Origin of the sequence: Histidinibacterium lentulum (assembly GCF_003789055.1) — a bacterium.
Taxonomy (GTDB): domain Bacteria; phylum Pseudomonadota; class Alphaproteobacteria; order Rhodobacterales; family Rhodobacteraceae; genus Oceanicola; species Oceanicola lentulus.
This window is the reverse complement of record NZ_ML119085.1, coordinates 203,737-222,453: the sequence shown is the minus strand read 5'-3', so window position 1 is coordinate 222,453 and position 18,717 is coordinate 203,737. Positions and strand designations below refer to the sequence as shown.

General features: G+C 70.9%; 15 protein-coding genes. 8 read left to right on the top strand and 7 right to left on the bottom strand.

All coding sequences use genetic code 11. The annotated features are described in order from the left end of the window. The first annotated feature begins 7 nt into the window (after positions 1-7). Positions 8-820, top strand: coding sequence for an ABC transporter permease (locus EAT49_RS11850; protein ID WP_246003835.1), 813 nt, complete (start codon positions 8-10; stop codon positions 818-820). Here EAT49_RS11850 and EAT49_RS11845 read toward each other — a convergent pair. Then, complete coding sequence (locus EAT49_RS11845) at positions 817-1,734, bottom strand: DMT family transporter (protein ID WP_123642536.1); 918 nt, start codon at positions 1,732-1,734, stop codon at positions 817-819. The two genes, EAT49_RS11850 and EAT49_RS11845, sit on opposite strands and share 4 nt — an antisense overlap. Before the next feature lie 234 nt (positions 1,735-1,968). On the opposite strand from EAT49_RS11845, the gene EAT49_RS11840 reads away from it, so the two are divergent. The 5 genes from EAT49_RS11840 (at position 1,969) to EAT49_RS11820 (ending at position 5,319) form a co-directional block, all read left to right on the top strand. Then, on the top strand, positions 1,969-3,150 hold the full coding sequence (locus tag EAT49_RS11840) for an aspartate aminotransferase family protein (protein ID WP_123642535.1): 1,182 nt from the start codon (positions 1,969-1,971) through the stop codon (positions 3,148-3,150). Positions 3,151-3,227: 77 nt separating this feature from the next. Further along, a complete protein-coding gene (argF, locus tag EAT49_RS11835; protein ID WP_123642534.1) occupies positions 3,228-4,154 on the top strand; it encodes an ornithine carbamoyltransferase in 927 nt (308 codons plus the stop codon). 336 nt (positions 4,155-4,490) lie between these two features. After that, positions 4,491-4,673, top strand: coding sequence for a hypothetical protein (locus tag EAT49_RS11830; protein WP_123642533.1), 183 nt, complete (start codon positions 4,491-4,493; stop codon positions 4,671-4,673). Positions 4,674-4,699: 26 nt separating this feature from the next. Continuing rightward, positions 4,700-4,945: a hypothetical protein gene (locus EAT49_RS11825; RefSeq protein WP_123642532.1), complete on the top strand. Its 246-nt coding sequence runs from the start codon at positions 4,700-4,702 to the stop codon at positions 4,943-4,945. Beyond that, positions 4,942-5,319: an ACT domain-containing protein gene (locus EAT49_RS11820; protein ID WP_123642531.1), complete on the top strand. Its 378-nt coding sequence runs from the start codon at positions 4,942-4,944 to the stop codon at positions 5,317-5,319. Before EAT49_RS11825 ends, EAT49_RS11820 begins: the two co-directional genes overlap by 4 nt. On the opposite strand, the gene EAT49_RS11815 is transcribed toward EAT49_RS11820, so the two are convergent. The 5 genes from EAT49_RS11815 to EAT49_RS11795 all read right to left on the bottom strand — a co-directional run bounded on the left by EAT49_RS11815 (position 5,300) and on the right by EAT49_RS11795 (position 11,072). Beyond that, complete coding sequence (locus EAT49_RS11815; RefSeq protein ID WP_123642530.1) at positions 5,300-6,259, bottom strand: aldose epimerase family protein; 960 nt, start codon at positions 6,257-6,259, stop codon at positions 5,300-5,302. The genes EAT49_RS11820 and EAT49_RS11815 overlap by 20 nt on opposite strands. A gap of 61 nt (positions 6,260-6,320) precedes the next feature. Beyond that, a complete protein-coding gene (locus EAT49_RS11810; protein WP_123642529.1) occupies positions 6,321-8,243 on the bottom strand; it encodes a beta-galactosidase in 1,923 nt (640 codons plus the stop codon). Positions 8,244-8,294: 51 nt separating this feature from the next. Continuing rightward, positions 8,295-9,125, bottom strand: a complete 831-nt coding sequence (locus EAT49_RS11805; RefSeq protein WP_123642528.1) for an SMP-30/gluconolactonase/LRE family protein — start codon at positions 9,123-9,125, stop codon at positions 8,295-8,297. A 255-nt stretch (positions 9,126-9,380) separates the two neighbouring features. Beyond that, positions 9,381-9,983 (bottom strand): 2-dehydro-3-deoxy-6-phosphogalactonate aldolase, encoded by a 603-nt coding sequence (locus EAT49_RS11800; protein WP_123642527.1) that lies wholly within the window; start codon positions 9,981-9,983, stop codon positions 9,381-9,383. Between the two features lie 198 nt (positions 9,984-10,181). Next, on the bottom strand, positions 10,182-11,072 hold the full coding sequence (locus EAT49_RS11795; RefSeq protein WP_123642526.1) for a 2-dehydro-3-deoxygalactonokinase: 891 nt from the start codon (positions 11,070-11,072) through the stop codon (positions 10,182-10,184). Positions 11,073-11,291: 219 nt separating this feature from the next. Here EAT49_RS11795 and EAT49_RS11790 point away from each other — a divergent pair, with 219 nt between their 5' ends. Then, entirely contained in the window at positions 11,292-13,688 is a 2,397-nt protein-coding gene (locus EAT49_RS11790; protein WP_123642525.1) for a heavy metal translocating P-type ATPase, read from the top strand. A gap of 116 nt (positions 13,689-13,804) precedes the next feature. Here the strand turns inward: EAT49_RS11790 and argE are convergent, their stop codons facing one another. Further along, complete coding sequence (gene argE, locus EAT49_RS11785; protein ID WP_123642524.1) at positions 13,805-14,980, bottom strand: acetylornithine deacetylase; 1,176 nt, start codon at positions 14,978-14,980, stop codon at positions 13,805-13,807. A 92-nt stretch (positions 14,981-15,072) separates the two neighbouring features. Here argE and EAT49_RS11780 point away from each other — a divergent pair, with 92 nt between their 5' ends. Further along, positions 15,073-18,657: a hydantoinase B/oxoprolinase family protein gene (locus tag EAT49_RS11780; RefSeq protein WP_123642523.1), complete on the top strand. Its 3,585-nt coding sequence runs from the start codon at positions 15,073-15,075 to the stop codon at positions 18,655-18,657. Positions 18,658-18,717: the final 60 nt, after the last annotated feature.

Below are 18,717 nucleotides of genomic sequence, written 5' to 3'. Positions count from 1 at the left end.
CACGGGCATGGCAACCGGAGACACGGGGCGGCAGATGGGCGTCCGTCGCTTCGGCCGGGTGAACTGGCTGGGGCTCTACACGCTTGCGTGGCGCGAAGTGGCACGGTTCATGAACGTGTGGGCCCAGACGATCATGGCGCCGCTGATCACGGCGGGTCTGTTCCTGATGATCTTCACCATCGCCATCGGCCCGACGCGGGGCGAGGTCATGGGCGTGGCGTTCACCACGTTCATCGCCCCGGGCATCCTGACGATGACGGTGATCCAGAACGCCTTCGCCAACACCTCGTCCTCCATCGCGTCGGCCAAGGTTCAGGGCAACATCGTGGACACGCTGATGCCGCCGCTGTCGGCGGGCGAGCTCATGGTCGGCTACGTTGCAGGCGCGGTCGCGCGGGGGCTTCTCGTGGCGGTGGTGATCGGCATCGGCGTCGCGGTGTTCCTCGGCGTCGTGCCGCAGGCGCCGCTGGTGGTGCTCGGCTTCGTGGTGCTGTCGGGAGTCTTCATGGGGGCGCTGGGGCTGATCGCGGGTATCTACGCCAACAAGTTCGACCAGCTCGCGGCGGTGACGAACTTCCTCGTGACTCCGCTCGCCTTCCTGTCGGGGACCTTCTATTCCATCGACGCCCTGCCGCAGCTGATGCAGGACCTGAGCCATGCCAACCCGATGTTCTACCTCATCGACGGCGTGCGCTGGGGGATGCTGGGCGTGTCGGACAGCTCGCCCCTGCTCGGGGCGGCGGTCGCGGGGGGTGCGTCTGTCGTGGCCCTCTGGATCGTCTGGGAGATGCTCCGGCGGGGGACCCGGCTGAAGGCCTAGTCGGCTCCGGCCGAGGGCAGGACCGGCGGGCGCGGACGGCGGTGCACGGCGATCTCCCGCCAGGCGAGGAGGGCGGCCCCGGCGACGATGGTTGCGGCGCCGATCAGGCTCACAGTGTCCGGCAGGATCCCGAAAAGGGCCGCGTCGCAGAGCGCCGCGAAGAGCAGGGTGAGATAGGAGAAGGGCGTCACGAGGCTGGCCTCGGCGCGGGCCATGGCGTTGACGAAGCAGGCCTGCGCCGCCGCCATCAGGAGGCCCAGCGCGGCGAGCCCCGCCCATTGCGCGGGGGTGGGCGGCTCCCAGAACGGGACCATTGCCGTTCCGGCGATGAGCCAGCCGAGCATGTTGTTGACGAGCAGGATCTGGAGCGGCGGTTCGCTGTCGGCGAGGCGCTTGATGAAGATCAGCTCCGCCCCAAGGGCGAGGGCCGCGCCGAGGGCGAGGAGGGCGGCGACCTCGAGCCCGGAGCTTCCCGGGCGCAGCAGGATCACCGCGCCCGACAGGGCGATGGCGGCGGCGAGCCAGCGGACTGGGCCGACCCTTTCGCCGAGAAGGGGGATGGCGAGCATCATTCCGAAGACCGGGTTGAGAAAGCTGATCGCCGTGGCGTCCGACAAGGGCATCCGCGCGGCGGCGGCGAAGAGGAGCGTGACGCCGGCCACGCCGCAGAGGGTGCGCCCCAGGTGCCGCGGCACGTTCGGCAGTGTCAGGCGCGGTCGCAGGATGGCGGCGGTCGTGGCGAAGGCGACGAGCGCGAAAAGGAACCGGCCGTGCGTGACCTGAAGGGGATGGAGCGGCGGCCCGAGCGCTCCGGTGCCAAGCGCCTTGGCCATGAGCGTCGTGCCCGCGAGGCAGGCCGTCGCGGCGATCATCAGCGCGATGGCGCGCGGCGGGTCGGGGGCGGTGCGGGACATCGCCGTCGCGTGAGGCGGTGTGCGCCGGCTGTCAAGCCGCTGCGCGGAAGATGCTGGGCAAACGCACCGATCCCCGCTATCACGCGGCACATGACCGAGCGCGCCCGCCTTGTCCGACGCCCCCGCCGACGCTGAAGCGCCGGTGGCGTCACCGCGCCGTCCTGACCCCACGTTGACAGCCCCAGCCCCCTGCGGCATCCCCCGAGGCTCTTTCTGACCCAGAGGATTTTCCAGATGATCCCGTCGATCCTTCCGACCTATTCCCGTGCTCCGCTGGCCTTCGAGGCCGGCGAGGGGGCCTGGCTCACAGCTACGGGCGGACGACGGTTCCTCGACTTCGGCGCGGGAATCGCGGTGAACGCGCTGGGCCATGCGCATCCGGTTCTGGTGGAGACGCTGCGGCGGCAGGCCGCCCGGCCATGGCATCTGTCGAACCTCTACGAGATCCCCGAGCAGAAGGCTCTGGCCGACCGGCTGGTGGAGGAGACCTTTGCCGACACGGTCTTCTTTACCAATTCGGGCACCGAGGCCTGTGAACTCGCGGTGAAGATGGTCCGGAAGCACTGGTCGGAAAAGGACCCCGCCCGGACCCGCATCCTGACCTTCGAGGGGGCGTTCCACGGCCGGTCCTCGGCGGCGATCGCGGCGGCGGGATCGGAAAAGATGACGAAGGGCTTCGGTCCGCTGCTGCCGGGGTTCACGCAGTTGCCCTTCGGCGATCACGAGGCGCTGCGCGCGGCGGCGGCGGAGGCGGATGTGGGGGCGATCATGGTCGAGCCCGTCCAGGGCGAGGGCGGCATCCGGCCTCTGCCCGACGTCTGCCTCAAGGGCCTGCGCGACCTCTGCGACGACCACGGGTTGCTGCTCGTGTTCGACGAGGTTCAATGCGGGATGGGTCGCACCGGGCGGCTCTTCGCCCATGACTGGGCCGGCGTCTCGCCAGACATCATGATGGTTGCCAAGGGCATCGGCGGTGGTTTTCCGCTGGGCGCGGTTCTGGCGACAGAGGCCGCGGCGGCAGCGATGACGGCCGGCACGCACGGATCGACCTATGGCGGCAATCCTCTGGGCTGCGCAGTGGGCCTGGCGGTTCTGGGGATCGTGGCGGAGCCGGCCTTCCTGGAGGAGGTGCGCCGCAAGGCGGCGCTCCTGCGGCAGGGGCTCGAGGGGCTCGTGGCCTCCCATCCGGACGTCTTCGAGGAGGTCCGCGGCGCGGGCCTCATGCTCGGGCTGAAGTGCCGGGTGCCGAACACGGAGGTCGTGAGCGCGGCCCTCGACCGCGACATGCTGACGGTGGGGGCTGCCGACAACGTCGTGCGCCTGCTGCCGCCGCTCGTGCTGACGGACGCGGACATCGCCGAGGGACTCGCCCGCCTCGACCGGGCCGCCGCCGCCGTCTCTGCGAAAGCGGCCTGATCCTTTTCTGGCCAGAAGTATCCCGGGGGTCCGGGGGCAGCGCCCCCGGTCCGGCCTCCGACCAAAGGACCGATCCGATGCCGCATTTCCTTGACATCAACCGCACCGACGCCGGTGCGCTGAGGGCGATCGTGGACGAGGCCCATGCCATGAAGGCCCGTCGCAACGGCCGGCCCAAGGGCGCCCCCGACGATGCCACGCCGCTGGCGGGCCGGATGGTGGCGCTGATCTTCGAGAAGCCGTCGACCCGCACGCGGGTGTCCTTCGACGTGGGCGTGCGGCAGATGGGCGGCGAGACCATGGTGCTCTCGGGTGCGGACATGCAGCTCGGCCATGGTGAGACCATCGCGGACACGGCGCGGGTGCTGTCGCGCTACGTCGATCTGATCATGATCCGCACCTTCGAGGAAGCGACCCTGCTGGAGATGGCGGAACATGCCGACGTGCCGGTGATCAACGGGCTGACGAACCGGTCCCATCCCTGCCAGATCATGACCGACATCATGACCTACGAGGAGCACCGCGGCCCCATCGCCGGGCGCAAGGTGGTCTGGTCGGGGGACGGCAACAACGTCTTCACCTCCTTCGCCCATGCTGCGGGACAGTTCGGATTCGACCTGACCTTCACCGGGCCGCCGCCACTGGACCCGGAGCGGGAGGCCGTGGAAGAGGCCCGCGCGCGCGGTGCGAAGGTGGAGATCGTGCGGGACCCGCACGAGGCGGTGAAGGGTGCGGATCTCGTGGTGACGGACACCTGGGTGTCCATGCACGACCCGCAATCGGCGAAGGAGCGGCGGCACAACCAGCTGCGCCCCTACCAGGTGAACGCCGCGCTGATGGCCGGCGCGAAGCCGGACGCGCTCTTCATGCATTGCCTGCCCGCCCACCGGGAGGACGAGGCGACGAGCGAGGTCATGGACGGGCCGCAATCGGTGATCTTCGACGAGGCCGAGAACCGCCTGCACGCGCAGAAGGCGATCCTGCGCTGGTGTCTCGGGGTCTGAGCGGGACGGCGGGACGCCGCTCGCCGCGGGGCGGCATCGCCCCGCCCGCCGTCCCGCAGGGGCGCGCTGCCCCGTGCAGGCGGTCCCGGAGCATTCGGACCTTTGCCGGGCTCTTGCAGAAAAGACCTCTTCTTCCGAAGGCTTTCTTCATCCTTTCCCGCCATGGTCCGGAGCATGAGCGTGACGGGATCGCGGACAGTCGCGGGGGAGGGCCTCGGCGTGGGCTCCGGAGTGCGCCGGCTGTCGGCGCGGGCCGGGACGTGGCGGGCGCCGGGTTGACCGTTCCCTCGGGCGGCGGGGCGGGACTCGCGCAAGGCGCCCTGCTCGCCTTCGCCCATGACGCAGACCGCCGCCCCGGACCCGCGCTATGGCCGGGCGATCGTGATCGCAGAGGCGTTGATTCTTGCGATCGACATGGGGCCGCTGGCGAACGGGATGGCGGCGACCGCTTGGGAGACTGCGGCGATGATGGGGTATATCCTAGGGGATGCCCGCCAGGATACTCCCTTGTCGCGGTGATCTACGGGTTCGGCCACGGAGGGGTGATGATCGGAATGCTGGTCACGGCAGGGGCGCCGGCGCCACCGGAGCGGGCGGCCTCCGCTACAGGGATCGCGCCGGCCATCGGCTGGCTCGGCCATGCGCCGGAGGGCCGGCAGGGACGCGCCGTCTTCGACAGGACCGGAAGCCGTGCGACACGCTTCGCCGTGGCGACGCTGGCGGGCGGGATCAACCTCGGGGGTCTCGGTCTTCTGCCGCTCGCGCCGCGCCGGCGCCGGGAGGTGGCATGAGCGTCGAGGACGGGCCGGAGATGATCGCGCGCATGTCGCCGCGGCTCGATCCGCGGGGCTGGGTCTTTGTCGTGTCCGACGACCCGGTGCTGGTGGACCAGGCGCTGGCGACGTTTCGCGAGGACGAGGGGCTGTCGCTGATCCTGCCCGAGGAGGCCAATGCGGGTGGTCTGCCCATGAGCCGGATCACGCTTCAGGTGAATTCCTCGCTCGCCGGTGTCGGGCTGACCGCGGCGGTCTCGGGGGCGCTCGCCGAGGCGGGTATCGCCTGCAACGTGGTCGCGGCCTTTCACCACGACCATCTCTTCGTGCCCGAGGACCGCGCGGCGGAGGCGATGGAGATCCTGCGCGCGCTCAGCGCGGCGGCACGGTGAAACGCCACTCGGTGACAGAGCGGTAGGTCTCGCCCGGGCGGGTGACGACAGAGGGGAAATCCGGGCGGTTCGGCGCGTCGGGCCAGCCCTGGGCCTCGAGAGCGAGCGCGGGATAGGGCGGGTCCTGATCCCGGCCGTCGTAGACCTGCAGACCGCATTCCGTTGTCGCGATGGTCATGGCCGCCGAGGGGCCGTCGAGCCAGGCGATATCGCGCAGGTCGGTGCGGGTCTCCGAGAGGCAGAAATTGTGGTCGAGGGGCGGTTCGGCGGGCGCGGGCGTGCGGCGCGTGCGGAAATCCATGGGTGTTCCCTCCACCGGGGCGATCTCGCCCGTGGGGGCCGCGGTGTCGTCGGTCGGCAGGTAACGGTCCGCCGCGATTTGCAGGCCGTGGCCCTGCCAGCCGGGCCGGGGGGCGAGGCACCAGTAGCTGTGGTTCGTGCAGTTGAAGAAGGTGGGCGCGTCGGTCTCGCCGGTGATCTCCAGCCGCAGGGTCGCCGGGGGCGCCAGGCTGAACCGTGCGGTGACGCGGCGGTTGCCCGGGAAACCGCCGTCGCCATCGGCGAGGTCGAGCGCGAGGGTGAGTGCCGCTGGATCGTCCGTCACCACCTGCCAGAGGCGCGTGTGCAGCCCCTCGGGGCCGGAGTGGAGGAAATGCGTGGCCTGGTTCGGCGGGAAGGCGAGCGTCCGGCCGTCGAGCGTCGTGCGCGCGCCGGTGATCCGGTTCGCCACGGGGCCCACGATCGCGCCATGATAGGGGGTTCGGCCCTCCGTCCAGTCCTCGAACCTGTCCGGGGTCCAGGTCAGGTCATGGTCCACGCCTGCGTGCCGGACCGACAGCAGGATCGCGCCGTAGGTGAGAATTTCCACGGTCAGGTCGCCCGCGGCGAGGGTGGCGGCCTCGACGGTGCGGCCGTCGGGCAGGGTGGCGAAGGCTCTCATCGGGGGTCTCTCGAGTGGTAACGGGATATTCGGATCTTGCCGTCGGGGTCGGGCCGGGCGGTCATCGCGGGGTCCAGTGCACGCCCGCAGCGGCAATGGTGACCCCGTCCCAGGTCACGGGTTCAGGATTGTAGTTGAGGAGAAAGCGGTGCGTTTCCGTGTCGCGCAGGCGCAGGCCATCGGGCAGATCGACGGGGTGGAGCCCCGCCTCGCGCGCGAGGTCCGACACGATCCGGTGGAAGGCGTCGTCGTCCGGCCAGCCCGCGAGGTAGCGCAGGTGATCCGCGCCCATGATCGCGGCCCGGCCATCTGTCGTGCGCTCGTAGACCCGGGCCTCGCCCTCGAGCCATTCGCGCCAATGGCGGAAGGCTCCGCCGGCCTCGAGCGGCTCGGAGGCGTCGGGCGGCAGGCTCTCGGTGAGGACCGAGGTAACGCCCTCCAGACGCGGGCCAAGCGGCACGGGAATGGCGAAGTCCGGTGTCTTGACGTCCGTGCGCGGACCGAGAAGCGCGCGTCCGGTGTAGGACGAAAGCGCCGCGCGGAGGGGGCCGGAGAGGATCATCACTCCGGGCGCGAGAACCATGGGCCAGGGCGACAGGTCGGCGATGTCGGGCGGGACGATATCCACGTTGAGCCCCGCGCGGCGGCAGGCGCGATAGGCGCTCATCGCGAGGCGGAACCCGTCGAAATCCGCGCCCTGGGGCTGGATGTCCCAGGCCCAGCAGCTCTCGTAGTCGAAAACCAGCGCGACATCGCCCGGAGCGCAGCCCGCTTCCGGCATTCCGGCGATCTCATCGGCCACCTGCCGCGCCTCGGCGAGCGCGGGCGCCGGGGCGCTGTCGGGGCGGAGAAGGCCCGCGTGCATCTGCTCCTGGGCGAAGGGCGCCTGGCGCCAGCGGAAATAGAGCACCGCCTCCGCGCCGTGAGCGAAGGCCTCCCACGCCCAGAGGCGGGCCATGCCGGGCAGCGGCGCGGGGTTCCACGGTGCCCAGTTCACCGGGCCGGGCTGCTGCTCCATGATCCAGAACCGGCCGCCAGGCGTGTACCGCCCCGCGCCCATCCCGCCCACGCCGCGGTAAAGGTCGTGGTGAAAGGCCTGGTTGTCGGGATCGCCCTGGCGCAGAAAGCGGGCCTTGCGCTCCGGCGTGTTCTCCAGACGGTCCGAGAGAAAGCCGATGGGGTAGCTGTCCCAGCTCGCCGCATCGAGGTCGCGGCCGACCTGCCAGTGATCGAAGCTGGTCTCCCGTCCCATGTAGTTGTGCAGGATCGGCCGGTCGGAGAGTTTTCTGATCTCCTCGACCTGCGCCCGGTTGAAGAGCGTGACCTGGGCGCTGGCGTAGCGGTGAAAATCGAGCCGATGGGCGGGATTCGCTTCCGTGACCGTGAGGTTCGGCAGGTCGATCTCGTCGAATGTGGCGTAGTCCATCGACCAGAAGACATTGCCCCAGGCGCGGTTGAGCGCATCGGGGGACTGGTATTTCTGCGCGAGCCAGTCGCGGAACCCCTGTCGCGCGGCCTCGGACCAGCTGAGGGTCGTGTAGTGGCAGCCGTATTCGTTGTCTATCTGCCAGGCATGGACATGGGGGTTGCGCCCATAGCGTTCGGCCAGCAGCCGCGCGATCCGACGCGCCTCCTCGCGGTAGCCCGCGTGAGAGAAATCATAGTGCCTGCGGGAGCCGAAGCCGCGGGGGCGGCCTTTCTCGTCGATGGCAAGCATGTCGGGATGACGGTCGAGCATCCAGCGCGGGGGCGTGGCGGTCGGGGTCCCCAGGACGACCTTGAGGCCGGCGCCGCCCAGTGTCCCGATCGCCCGGTCGAGCCAGTCCCAGGTCAGATGTCCGGGAGTTGCCTCCAGCCGGGACCAGGCGAATTCGCCGATCCGCACCCAGGTAAGCCCGGCCTCGGCCATGCGGCGGGCATCCTCTGCCCAGATCTCCTCGGGCCAGTGTTCGGGATAGTAGCAGGAGCCGAGCGTGCGGCGCATGGAGCCTCCATCGGGCATGGACAGGAGCGGCCTTTCGGGGCCGGTGCGGGGTTACAGGATGACGCGGTGTTCGCGCTGGCCCCGGGCGCCGGTCTCGATGGCGAAGGTCTTGCCGTGGTGGGGGTTGAGCGGGTCCGAGAGCCCGTGGCTGGCGGAGGTGACGTAGAGAGCGGAGAGATCGGGGCCTCCCAAGGCCGGGCAGGTAGCCTGGCTTGCCGGGATGCCGAAGGCAGTCAGGAACCGCCCTTGGGGCGAGTAGACAGCGACGCGATGGGCGCGCCACTGGGCATTCCACAGGTTGCCGTCGGCATCGACCACGGAACCGTCGGGATTGAGGCCCTCGGCAGAAAGGTCCACGAAGGTCTCGAGATCCCCCTCGGGCCAGCCGTCGGCATCGAGCGCGACCTTGTGGATCAATTGCTTCGGCGTATCGCAGAGATAGGCGGTCCGGCCGTCGGGCGCGAAACAGGTGGCGTTGGGGATCGACCAGTCGCCGTAGATCAGGCGCAGTTCGCCGCGGTAATAGCGGTAGTACGCCCCGGCGCCGGTATCGGCCCCCATCGCCATGGTGCCGATCCAGAATCCGCCCTGGGGATCGGCGCGCCCGTCGTTGGAGCGGGTGACGGGGTTGTCCGCCTCCATCGGGCAGACGGTTTCCATCGCGCCCGTCTCGATATCGAACAGATGCAGCCCCACTGCCGAAGCGATCATCAGCTTGTCCTCGGCCACCCATCCCGCAGCCGACACGCAATGGTCGAACGTCCAGTGCCGTCCCTTGGTGTGAAGGCGCTTCTCGAGGATGTCGAACCAGAAGAGCTGGCCCCGCCCGGGGTGCCAGAGCGGGCCTTCTCCGAGGGTGCAGGGGGTGGAATCGTGGATCATCGCCTCGTGTCCTCCTGTGGAATTCTCTGCGCAAGTGCGCGACGTGAACCGGGACGCATGCGGGTCGAAGGCCTCGGCCCCGCGTGCTCCCGAAGGCGGCTCGAGGGCCTGGGTGCAGGGGTCAAGGCCTCCGAACTCCGTGTCCGCGGGGGGAGCCCGGTCCGGCGCGCCCATGGGGACAGGTCGCCGGACCCGAGGGACCGCCGAACGCGAGGTGGTGCATCAGCCCGGCGCTGACGGGGGCGGAGCGAGGCGTCATGCCGTCACCCGGTCATAGGCGGCGATCACCTCTGCCGCGCGGTCCGCGAGTTCTGCGAGGGGCAGGCCCGGTGTATAGAGCGCGGTCCCGAGGCCGAACCCCGTCGCGCCGGCGGCGATCCAATCGGAGAAGTTCGCGGGCGCCGCCCCTCCCACGGCATAGACGGGCGTATCGGGCGGCAGCACCGCGCGCAGGGCCTTGAGCCCTGCCGGCCCGATCAGGTTCCCGGGAAAGAGCTTCAGCCCGGTTGCACCGGACTTCAGAGCGAGGAAGGCCTCGGTCGGTGTCATGACGCCGGGCCAGCTCTCCATCCCGGCCTTGCGGGTCGCGACGATCACCCGTTGGTCGGTGTTGGGCGAGACCACCAGCCGGCCCCCGGCTTCCGCGACCCGGAGCACCTCCTCGGGGGAGAGAACGGTGCCCGCGCCGATCAGGGCGTCCTGCCCGTGCGCGCGGACCATGGCGCGGATCGAGGCATAGGGTTCGGGCGAGTTCAACGGCACCTCGATCCGGTGGATGCCGGCCGCCATCAGGATTCCGGCGGCGGGACCGGCCTCGGACGGGGTGATGCCGCGGAGGATGGCGATCAGTTCACGCATGGACGGGACCTTTCGGGCGGCAGGGAACGGGGTCCGCCGGCTGCGGCCGGGAGGCGCGGACGGGCCGCGCGGCGAGCCGGATGCCGCGAGGCGCAGATCGGAGTTGCCCGGTGCCGGTTCGCCGGAGATCTCGGGCTGCGCATGCACGCGGGTGACCGCCGGGCCGCTGCTCCGGCGGACAGAGGACGGGCCGACCGGTCATGCATCCTGCGTCATCTTCCATGTCCGCCATGCGGCGGTGAGCCCCGCTAGGGTGACCGCTTCGGCGCGCGCTTCGGTGACCTGGGCGCACACGGTCGTCAGCGCCCGGACATAGGCCCGGCCGGGAGCGCCAGCGCCCACCACGGCCACCGCCTGGCCGAGCCAGTAGGGCCGCATCGCGGCGAGTTCCGCTCCGATCAGGAGGCCGGACAGGCGGTCCCGGCCGTCGCTGCGCCCTTCGAGCAGATGCCCCGCGCGAATGGAAAAGAGTTCGGAGGCCAGCCTTTCGGGCCGGGAGAGGGTCTCTGAGACGGCCGCATCGAAGGCGTCCGACGCACCGGTCTCGGCCATGGCATGGCGCAGGACCGACGCGCGCGACAGCAGCGCGAAGAGCTCGCCCGTCATGGCGGTGCGAAAGCTGACGATCTCTCCGGCGCTCAGGTGCACCCACTTGGTATGGGTGCCGGGCAGGCAGAGCACGCCGTCCCAGCCGGGATTGAGGGCGAGAAAGCCCGCGACCTGGGTTTCCTCCCCGCGCATGACGTCCGGCGGGCTCGACTGGCTGATGCCCGGGATCAGCAGAACCCGGCGCGGGCCGGGGGCAGCGGTCAGAGTGGGCGCGAGGGGTGGGCAAGGCACGGCGACATAGGGCGCCTCCGTCCACCCTTGCCGGGCGCCCACCATGCCGCAGGCGATCACCGGAGCCGTTGTGCCCCAGGGCGAGAGCAGCTCGTCGAGGGCCGCGGGAAACTCGTCGGGTGCGAGACTGCCCATGCCGCGGTCCGACCCGGCCTCGGCCACAGGCGTGCCGCCGGACATGGCCCAGACGCGCAGGTTCGAGGTGCCCCAGTCGCAGGCGATCCAGTCATGGGAGGGCACGGCGCTCATGGCGCCCACGCCCGGGCCGCGGCAGACGGACGCAGGTCGGCCGACATGTCGGCGTCTGTCTTCAAGGGTCCTCCCATGGGCGCGACACTAGCCATGTTTGGACGGCGGACGGAAGAGGGTGCGTCCAGATCGGGCCGCGACCCCGGGACGGCTGGCATCGGGGCGCCGGAGGGCATACATGCCGGATATGGCAGGCAGCCTGCCCGCATCGGTGATCCCATGACGACCTTGACCTTCGACATTGACGGACTCTCCTGCGCGGGCTGCGTGGGACGGGCGGAGAAGGCGCTTTCGGGAGTGCCCGGGGTGTCACGGGTCGAGGTGAACCTCGCCACGAAGCGCGCGCGTGTCGAGGGAGAGGCGTCTGCGGAAACGCTCGCGGGGGCGCTCGACCGGGCGGGCTATCCGGCGCAGCCCCGGGTGGTGCGGCTGGAGATCGGCGGGATGCACTGCGCCTCCTGCATCGACCGGGTGGAGCGGGCGCTGAAGACCGTGCCGGGGGTGGTCTCGGCCGAAGTCAATCTCGCCACGAACCGCGCCACGGTGCGGACGCTTGCGGATCGGGGAGAGGGCGATCTCGTCGCAGCGGTCGCGCGGACGGGCTACGAGGCACGTCCGATGGAGGCGGGACCCGTCTTCGACCGCGAGGGGGCGGAGGTGGCGACCCTCAAGCGGCGGACGATCATCGCGGCGGCGCTGACGCTGCCGGTCTTCGTGCTGGAGATGGGCGGGCATCTCGTGCCCGCCTGGCACCACCTGATCATGGCCACCGTGGGGATGCAGGCCGCCTGGATCGCGCAGATGGTTCTGACCGCCGTCATTCTTGCCGGTCCCGGCCGGCAGTTCTTTGCCATCGGCGTCCCCGCCCTCCTGCGCGGCGCGCCGGAGATGAACTCGCTGGTGGCGCTGGGGACATCCGCCGCCTTCGGCTACTCGGCGGTGGCGGTGCTGGCTCCGGGGCTGCTTCCGGCCGGTGCGCTCGCGGTCTATTTCGAGGCGGCCGCGGTGATCGTGACGCTGATCCTGCTGGGCCGCTGGCTCGAGGCGCGCGCGAAGCGGCAGACCGGGGCTGCGATCCGGTCGCTGATGGCGCTGGCGCCGGAGGTCGCGCGGGTGCGCCGCGGCGGCAAGGTGGTCGAGATCCCGCTCGACCGGGTGGCCGAAGGCGATGAGGTCGAGGTCCGCCCGGGGGAGCGCATCCCGGTCGACGGCGTGGTCACCCGGGGCCGCTCGCACGTGGACGAATCGATGCTGACGGGCGAGCCGGTGCCGGTGGCCAAGATCGAGGGCGCCAGGGTCGCGGGCGGCACCGTGAACGGCAGTGGCGCGCTGGTGCTGCAGGCGACGGCTGTCGGAGCGGACAGCGTGCTCGCGCGGATCGTGCAGCTGGTGGAGGACGCCCAAGGGGCGAGACTGCCGGTCCAGGACATGGTCAACAAGGTGACCTCCGTCTTCGTGCCGATCGTACTGGTGATCGCGGCATCGACGGTCGCGGCCTGGCTGATCCTCGGCCCGGAGCCCGCGCTGACGCTTGCGCTGGTGGCAGGCGTGTCGGTGCTGATCGTGGCCTGTCCATGCGCCATGGGACTGGCCGTTCCGGTCTCGATCCTCGCCGGCACCGGGCGCGGAGCGGAGATGGGAATACTGGTGCGCCAGGGTGCGGCGCTTCAGGCTCTGTCGGGCGTGGGCCGGGTGGTGTTCGACAAGACCGGCACCCTGACCGAGGGCCGTCCGGTGCTGGTGGCGCGCGAGGTCGACGCCGAGGCGCTGGCGCTGGCGGCGGCAGCCGAAGCCCGGTCGGAGCATCCGCTTGCCCGGGCCGTGGTCGCCGCGGTCGACGGCGCAGTCCCCGGGCCGGCGGACGAGGTGGAGGCAGTCACGGGGCGCGGGCTGCGTGCCCGTGTGGCCGGGCAGGTGGTGCTTGCAGGTTCGATACGGTTTCTCGAGGAAGAGGGCATCGATCCGGGTGACGCCCGGGTGCGGGCGGAGGCAATGGCGTCGGAAGGTCAATCCGTCGTGGCGGTGGCGGTAGACGGCGTCTTCCGGGGCCTGCTGGGGATCGCCGACCCGGTCAAGGCGGGGGCGGCAGAGGCCGTGGCCGAGCTGAAGGCAGCGGGGCTTCGGGTTGCCATGGTCAGCGGCGACGCCCGCGCCACGGCGGAAGCGGTGGCCCGGACCCTGGGGATCGAGGAGGTCGTGGCAGAGGTCCTGCCGGAGGAGAAGCTTGCGGCGGTGCGGCGGTTCCAGGCAGAGTCGCCCGTGGCCTTTGTCGGCGACGGCATCAACGATGCGCCGGCCCTGGCTGCGGCCGATGTGGGGCTGGCGATCGGAACCGGGACAGACGTGGCGGTCGATGCGGGCGACGTCGTGCTCGTTTCGGGCGATCCGGCCGGCGTGGCGCGCGCGGTCGGACTGAGCCGCGCTGTCATGCGCAACATCCGGCAGAACCTGGTCTGGGCCTTCGGCTACAACGTCGCGCTGATCCCGGTTGCGGCGGGGGTCCTGGCGGTCTTCGGCGGGCCGATGCTGTCGCCGATCCTGGCGGGCGGAGCGATGGCGCTGTCGAGTGTCTTCGTGGTGACGAATGCGCTGAGGCTGCGGCGGGCGGTGCGGTAGGGGAGGGCGAGGCGCGTCGCGCTCCGGACCGGTGGTGGCGGGAGCAGGGACTCGAGGCTGAAGCCAGGCCTGCGGGGTCCGTGCAATAGCGCCGGCGAAGGGGAGCAGGCCCGCCTTCAGCCCGGCAACCGCCCCGACGCCAGGCGCTCGGTGAGGCCGCCCAGGAAGTCGAGACATTTCACGAGCTGATCCACGGCGATCCATTCGTCGGCCTTGTGGGCCTGGTCGATGGAGCCCGGGCCGCAGACGACGGTGGCGCAGCCGATGGACTGGAAGAGGCCCGCCTCGGTGCCGAAGGCCACGGTGCCCGCGCCGTTGGCGCCGGTGAGCTCCATGGCCAGCGTGCGGGCGGGGTTCGGCTCCTGGGGCTCGAGGCCGCGCACCTCGCCCTCGATCTCGAGGGCGATGTCGGCGCCGGGATGGATGCGGCGCATCTCGGGCAACAACGCGTCCCGGACGAAAGCCGCCATCGTGTCCTTGACGAGATCGCCGTCGCCCGGGCGGACAGGGCGCATGTCCCATCCGAGATCGGCCTCCTCGGGGATCACGTTTGGCGCGAAGCCGCCATTCAGCAGCCCGATGTTGATCGTCGTCCAGGGCGGGTCGAAACGGGAGCCGGGCGGCGGATCGGCCTTGAACGCCTCGGCGAGTTCCATCAGCTTTGCCGCGTAGCGCACGGCGAAGGCGATGGCATTGACGCCGTGATCGGGCGCGGATCCGTGTCCGGCGAGGCCGGTGAAGCGCGTGTGGTATTCGAAACAGCCCTTGTGGCCGTCGATCACCTGCATGAGCGTGGGCTCGCCCACGATGCATAGCCCGGGCGCCGCCCCGCGGGCGGCAAGATGGGCGCAGAGCGCCTGCGCGCCGTGGCAGCCGATCTCCTCGTCATGGGTGAGCGCGACATGCACGGGCATATGGCGGGCGGCGGCGGCAAGGTCGGGCGCCTTGGCGAGGACGCAGGCGAGAAAGCCCTTCATGTCGCAGGCGCCGCGGGCCGCGAGGCCCCGGGACACTTCGGTCAGTTCGAAGGGGTCGGTGTGCCAGTGCTGGCCGTCCACGGGCACCACGTCGGAATGGGCCGAGAGCACGAGGCCACCAGGTGCCTCGGGTCCGAAGGTGGCCCAGAGGTTGGCCTTCTGCCCGGTGGGATCGGGGAAGATCTCGATCCGGGCGCCGTGGGCCTTGAGGTGGTCTGCCACCTCGTCGATGAGCGCGAGGTTCGAGTCCGACGAGATCGTGGGGTGGGCGACGAGGCGCGCCAGCTGCAGGACGGTGGCGGTCAGATCGGTCATCGCGGTCTCCGGGGGGGCTCGCCCCGCCCTTGCGGGCGGGTCTCGCCTGGCTCAGGTTGGCCCGGCATTCAGGGGTAACGGAGGCCGGGCGCATGGGCCAGTGGCAATTCTGGGTCGACCGGGGCGGCACCTTCACCGACATCGTCGCCCGGGACCCGGGGGGTAGCCTGCGGACCCACAAGCTGTTGAGCGAGAACCCGGGGCGGTACCGGGATGCCGCGGCGCAGGGCATCCGCGAGGTCCTGGGGCTCGGACCGGAGGATGCGATCCCCGCGGGCACCATCGGATCGGTGAAGATGGGCACGACGGTGGCGACGAACGCCCTGCTGGAGAGGGCGGGCGACCGGACTGCGCTGTTGGTCACCGAGGGGTTCGCCGATGTGCTGCGGATCGGCTACCAGAACCGGCCGCGGCTCTTCGATCTCGATATCCGCCTGCCGGAGATGCTCTACGAGCGCGTGGCGGAGGTGCCCGAGCGTGTGGATGCCGCCGGGCAGGTGCTGGGCCCGCTAGACGAGGCGGCAGTGCGCCGGGCGCTGGAGGAGATCCGGGCGCAGGGTATTCGCGGCGTGGCAGTGGTGCTGATGCATGCCTGGGCGAACCCGGATCACGAGCGGCGCATCGGCGAGATCGCGCGGGAGCTGGGGTTTGCCCAGGTGTCGCTCAGCCATGAGGCAAGCCGCCTGATCAAGATCGTGGGGCGCGGCGATACCGCGGTGGTGGACGCCTACCTCTCGCCGATCCTGCGGCGCTATGTGGAGGCGGTGGACAGCGAGCTGGGCGAGGGCGCCGGGCGGCTCTTCTTCATGCAGTCGAGCGGCGGGCTGACCGAGGCCGGGCGGTTCCAGGGCAAGGACGCGATCCTGTCGGGTCCGGCGGGGGGCGTCGTGGGGATGAGTACCACGGCCGGGGCGGCAGGATTCGAGCGGCTGATCGGCTTCGACATGGGCGGCACGTCGACGGACGTGTGTCATTACGCCGGGCGGTTCGAGCGGTCCTTCGAGACCGTCGTGGCGGGCGTGCGGCTGCGCGCGCCGATGATGGACATTCACACCGTGGCGGCGGGAGGCGGGTCTGTCTGCAAGTGGCAGGACGGGCGCACCCAGGTGGGGCCCGAGAGCGCGGGCGCCGACCCGGGGCCGGCCTGCTACCGACGGGGCGGGCCGCTGACCGTGACCGATTGCAACGTGATGCTCGGGCGGCTTCAGCCGGAGCATTTCCCGGCGGTCTTCGGGACCGGGGGGGACCAGCCGCTGGATGCGGAGGTGGTGCGGGAGAAGTTCGCGGCGCTGGCGGCGGAGATCGCGGAAGAGACCGGGCAGGAGTTGACGCCCGAGGGGCTGGCCGAGGGCTTCCTGCGGGTCGCGGTGGAGAACATGGCGCGCGCGGTGAAGAAGATCAGCGTGGAAAGGGGGCGGGACGTGACCGCCTACACGCTTGTCAGCTTCGGCGGCGCGGGAGGGCAGCACGCTTGCGCGGTGGCCGATGCGCTGGGCATCCGGTCGGTCGTCATCCATCCCTTCGCGGGGGTGCTGTCGGCGCTGGGAATGGGGCTGGCCGAAATCCGGGCGATCGAGGAGCGGCAGGTTGGCCGGCCGCTCGAGGAGGGCGCGGAGGCGGCGGCACTGGTGGAGGCGGCCCGCCGGGCAGTGGCCGATCAGGGCGTGGCAGAGGAGCGGATCCGCGTCGAGACGCGGGCACATCTGCGCTACGCGGGCTCGCACCAGACGCTGGAGGTGCCGTTCGGGGCGCCCGAAGAGATGCGCGCGGCGTTCGAGGCGGCGCACCGGGCGCGGTTCGGCTTTGCGACGCCCGACCGGGCGGTGACGCTCGACAGCCTGACCGCGGAGGGCATCGGCGCGGCGGCCGATGCCGAGGTGGCGGCGCGGCCCGAGCCGGTGGACGATCCGGGGGAGAGCGTCGTGGCGCGGTTCGGCGGCGCGGCGCGGCAGGTGCGGCTGCTGCCGCGGGCGGCGCTGGTCCCCGGTGCCCCGGTGCAGGGGCCCGCGATCCTGACCGAGCCCACGGGGACGAACGTGGTGGAGCCAGGTTGGCAGGCGGAGGCGGACAGGCTGGGGAACCTCGTGCTGACCCGCGTCGAGGCCGCCGAGCGGCGTTTCGCGGCGGGAACGGAGGCCGATCCGATCCTGCTCGAGGTGTTCAACAACCTCTTCATGGGCATCGCCGAGCAGATGGGCACGACGCTCGCGCAGACGGCCTATTCGGTGAACATCCGGGAGCGGCTGGATTTCTCCTGCGCGATCTTCGACGCGGAGGGGGGGCTGGTGGCCAATGCGCCCCATGTGCCCGTGCATCTCGGCAGCATGGGCGAGGCGGTCCGGACGGTGATCCGGCTGAACCCGGGGATGGCGCCGGGAGACGCCTTCATGCTGAACGCGCCCTTCAACGGGGGCACGCACCTGCCGGATGTCACGGTGATCACGCCGGTCTTCGGAGACAATGGCGATCTGATCTTCTTCGTCGGATCGCGCGGGCATCATGCGGATATCGGGGGCCGTACGCCCGGCTCGCTCCCACCCGACTCGACGCATATCGACGAGGAAGGGGTGCTGATCGACAACTTCCGGCTGATGGCGGGGGGGACTTTTCTGGAGGAGGAGACGCGGGCGCTTCTGGCCTCGGGGCGCTGGCCCTGCCGGGACATCGACCAGAACATCGCGGACCTGTCGGCGCAGCTTGCGGCCAATGCCACGGGCGCGGCGGAGATCGCGCGGATGATCGCGGCGCACGGGCTCGAGGTGGTGCAGGCCTATATGAGCCATGTGCAGGACAATGCCGAGGCGAGCGTGCGGGCGGCCATCGGGCGGCTGAAGGACGGCCAGTTCGTCTATCCGCTGGACCATGGCGCGGAGATCCGCGTGGCGGTGCGGGTGGAGGGGGACCGGGCGGTGATCGACTTCACCGGGACCTCGGCCCAGCATCAGGGCAATTTCAACGCGCCGCTGGCGGTGTGCCGGGCGGTGGTGCTCTATGTCTTCCGGACGCTTGTCGGGCAGGACATACCGCTCAATGAGGGGTGCCTGAAGCCACTGGAGATCGTGGCGCCGGAGGGGAGCTTGATCAACCCGGCCTATCCGGCGGCGGTGATCGCCGGGAATACCGAGGTGAGCCAGGCCATTGCCGACTGTCTCTTCGGCGCGCTGGGGGTGATCGCGGGCAGCCAGGGGACGATGAACAACTTCGTCTGGGGCAACGCGCGGTTCCAGAATTACGAGACCATCGCCGGGGGGACGGGCGCGGGACCAGGCTTTCACGGGGCGAGCGCGGTGCATTCGCACATGACCAACACGCTGATGACGGATCCCGAGGTGCTGGAGACGCGGTTTCCGGTGCGGGTGGAGCGGTTCGCGGTGCGCGCCGGGTCCGGCGGGGAAGGGCAGTGGCGCGGCGGCGACGGCGTGGTCCGGCGGCTGCGTTTTCTGGAGCCGGTGACGGTGACGACGCTGTGCTCGCACCGGCGGACGGCGGCCTTCGGCGTCGATGGCGGGGAAGCGGGGGCCATGGGGGAGGACCTTGTGCTGCGGGCGGACGGGACGGTCGAGGTGGTGTCCGGGACGGCGGAGGTGGAGCTCGGTGCGGGGGATGCGTTCGAGATGCGTACGCCGGGGGGGGGCGGATGGGGACGTGCCGGGTCGGGTCGGGCGGCGGTGGGTTGAAAACCCACCCTACAACCGCGCGGGGGGGCGCCCGGCCAGTCGGGCGGGACGATGGCGCGA

Bases quoted from the DNA above. Each gene is read 5' to 3' on its own strand.
- EAT49_RS11790 (WP_123642525.1), top strand. From the start codon at position 11,292: ATGACGACCTTGACCTTCGACATTGACGGACTCTCCTGCGCGGGCTGC.
- EAT49_RS11800 (WP_123642527.1), bottom strand. From the start codon at position 9,983: ATGCGTGAACTGATCGCCATCCTCCGCGGCATCACCCCGTCCGAGGCC.
- EAT49_RS11840 (WP_123642535.1), top strand. From the start codon at position 1,969: ATGATCCCGTCGATCCTTCCGACCTATTCCCGTGCTCCGCTGGCCTTC.
- EAT49_RS11825 (WP_123642532.1), top strand. From the start codon at position 4,700: ATGATCGGAATGCTGGTCACGGCAGGGGCGCCGGCGCCACCGGAGCGG.
- EAT49_RS11795 (WP_123642526.1), bottom strand. From the start codon at position 11,072: ATGAGCGCCGTGCCCTCCCATGACTGGATCGCCTGCGACTGGGGCACC.
- EAT49_RS11850 (WP_246003835.1), top strand. From the start codon at position 8: ATGGCAACCGGAGACACGGGGCGGCAGATGGGCGTCCGTCGCTTCGGC.
- EAT49_RS11830 (WP_123642533.1), top strand. From the start codon at position 4,491: ATGACGCAGACCGCCGCCCCGGACCCGCGCTATGGCCGGGCGATCGTG.
- argF (WP_123642534.1), top strand. From the start codon at position 3,228: ATGCCGCATTTCCTTGACATCAACCGCACCGACGCCGGTGCGCTGAGG.
- argE (WP_123642524.1), bottom strand. From the start codon at position 14,980: ATGACCGATCTGACCGCCACCGTCCTGCAGCTGGCGCGCCTCGTCGCC.
- EAT49_RS11815 (WP_123642530.1), bottom strand. From the start codon at position 6,259: ATGAGAGCCTTCGCCACCCTGCCCGACGGCCGCACCGTCGAGGCCGCC.
- EAT49_RS11780 (WP_123642523.1), top strand. From the start codon at position 15,073: ATGGGCCAGTGGCAATTCTGGGTCGACCGGGGCGGCACCTTCACCGAC.
- EAT49_RS11845 (WP_123642536.1), bottom strand. From the start codon at position 1,734: ATGTCCCGCACCGCCCCCGACCCGCCGCGCGCCATCGCGCTGATGATC.
- EAT49_RS11805 (WP_123642528.1), bottom strand. From the start codon at position 9,125: ATGATCCACGATTCCACCCCCTGCACCCTCGGAGAAGGCCCGCTCTGG.
- EAT49_RS11820 (WP_123642531.1), top strand. From the start codon at position 4,942: ATGAGCGTCGAGGACGGGCCGGAGATGATCGCGCGCATGTCGCCGCGG.
- EAT49_RS11810 (WP_123642529.1), bottom strand. From the start codon at position 8,243: ATGCGCCGCACGCTCGGCTCCTGCTACTATCCCGAACACTGGCCCGAG.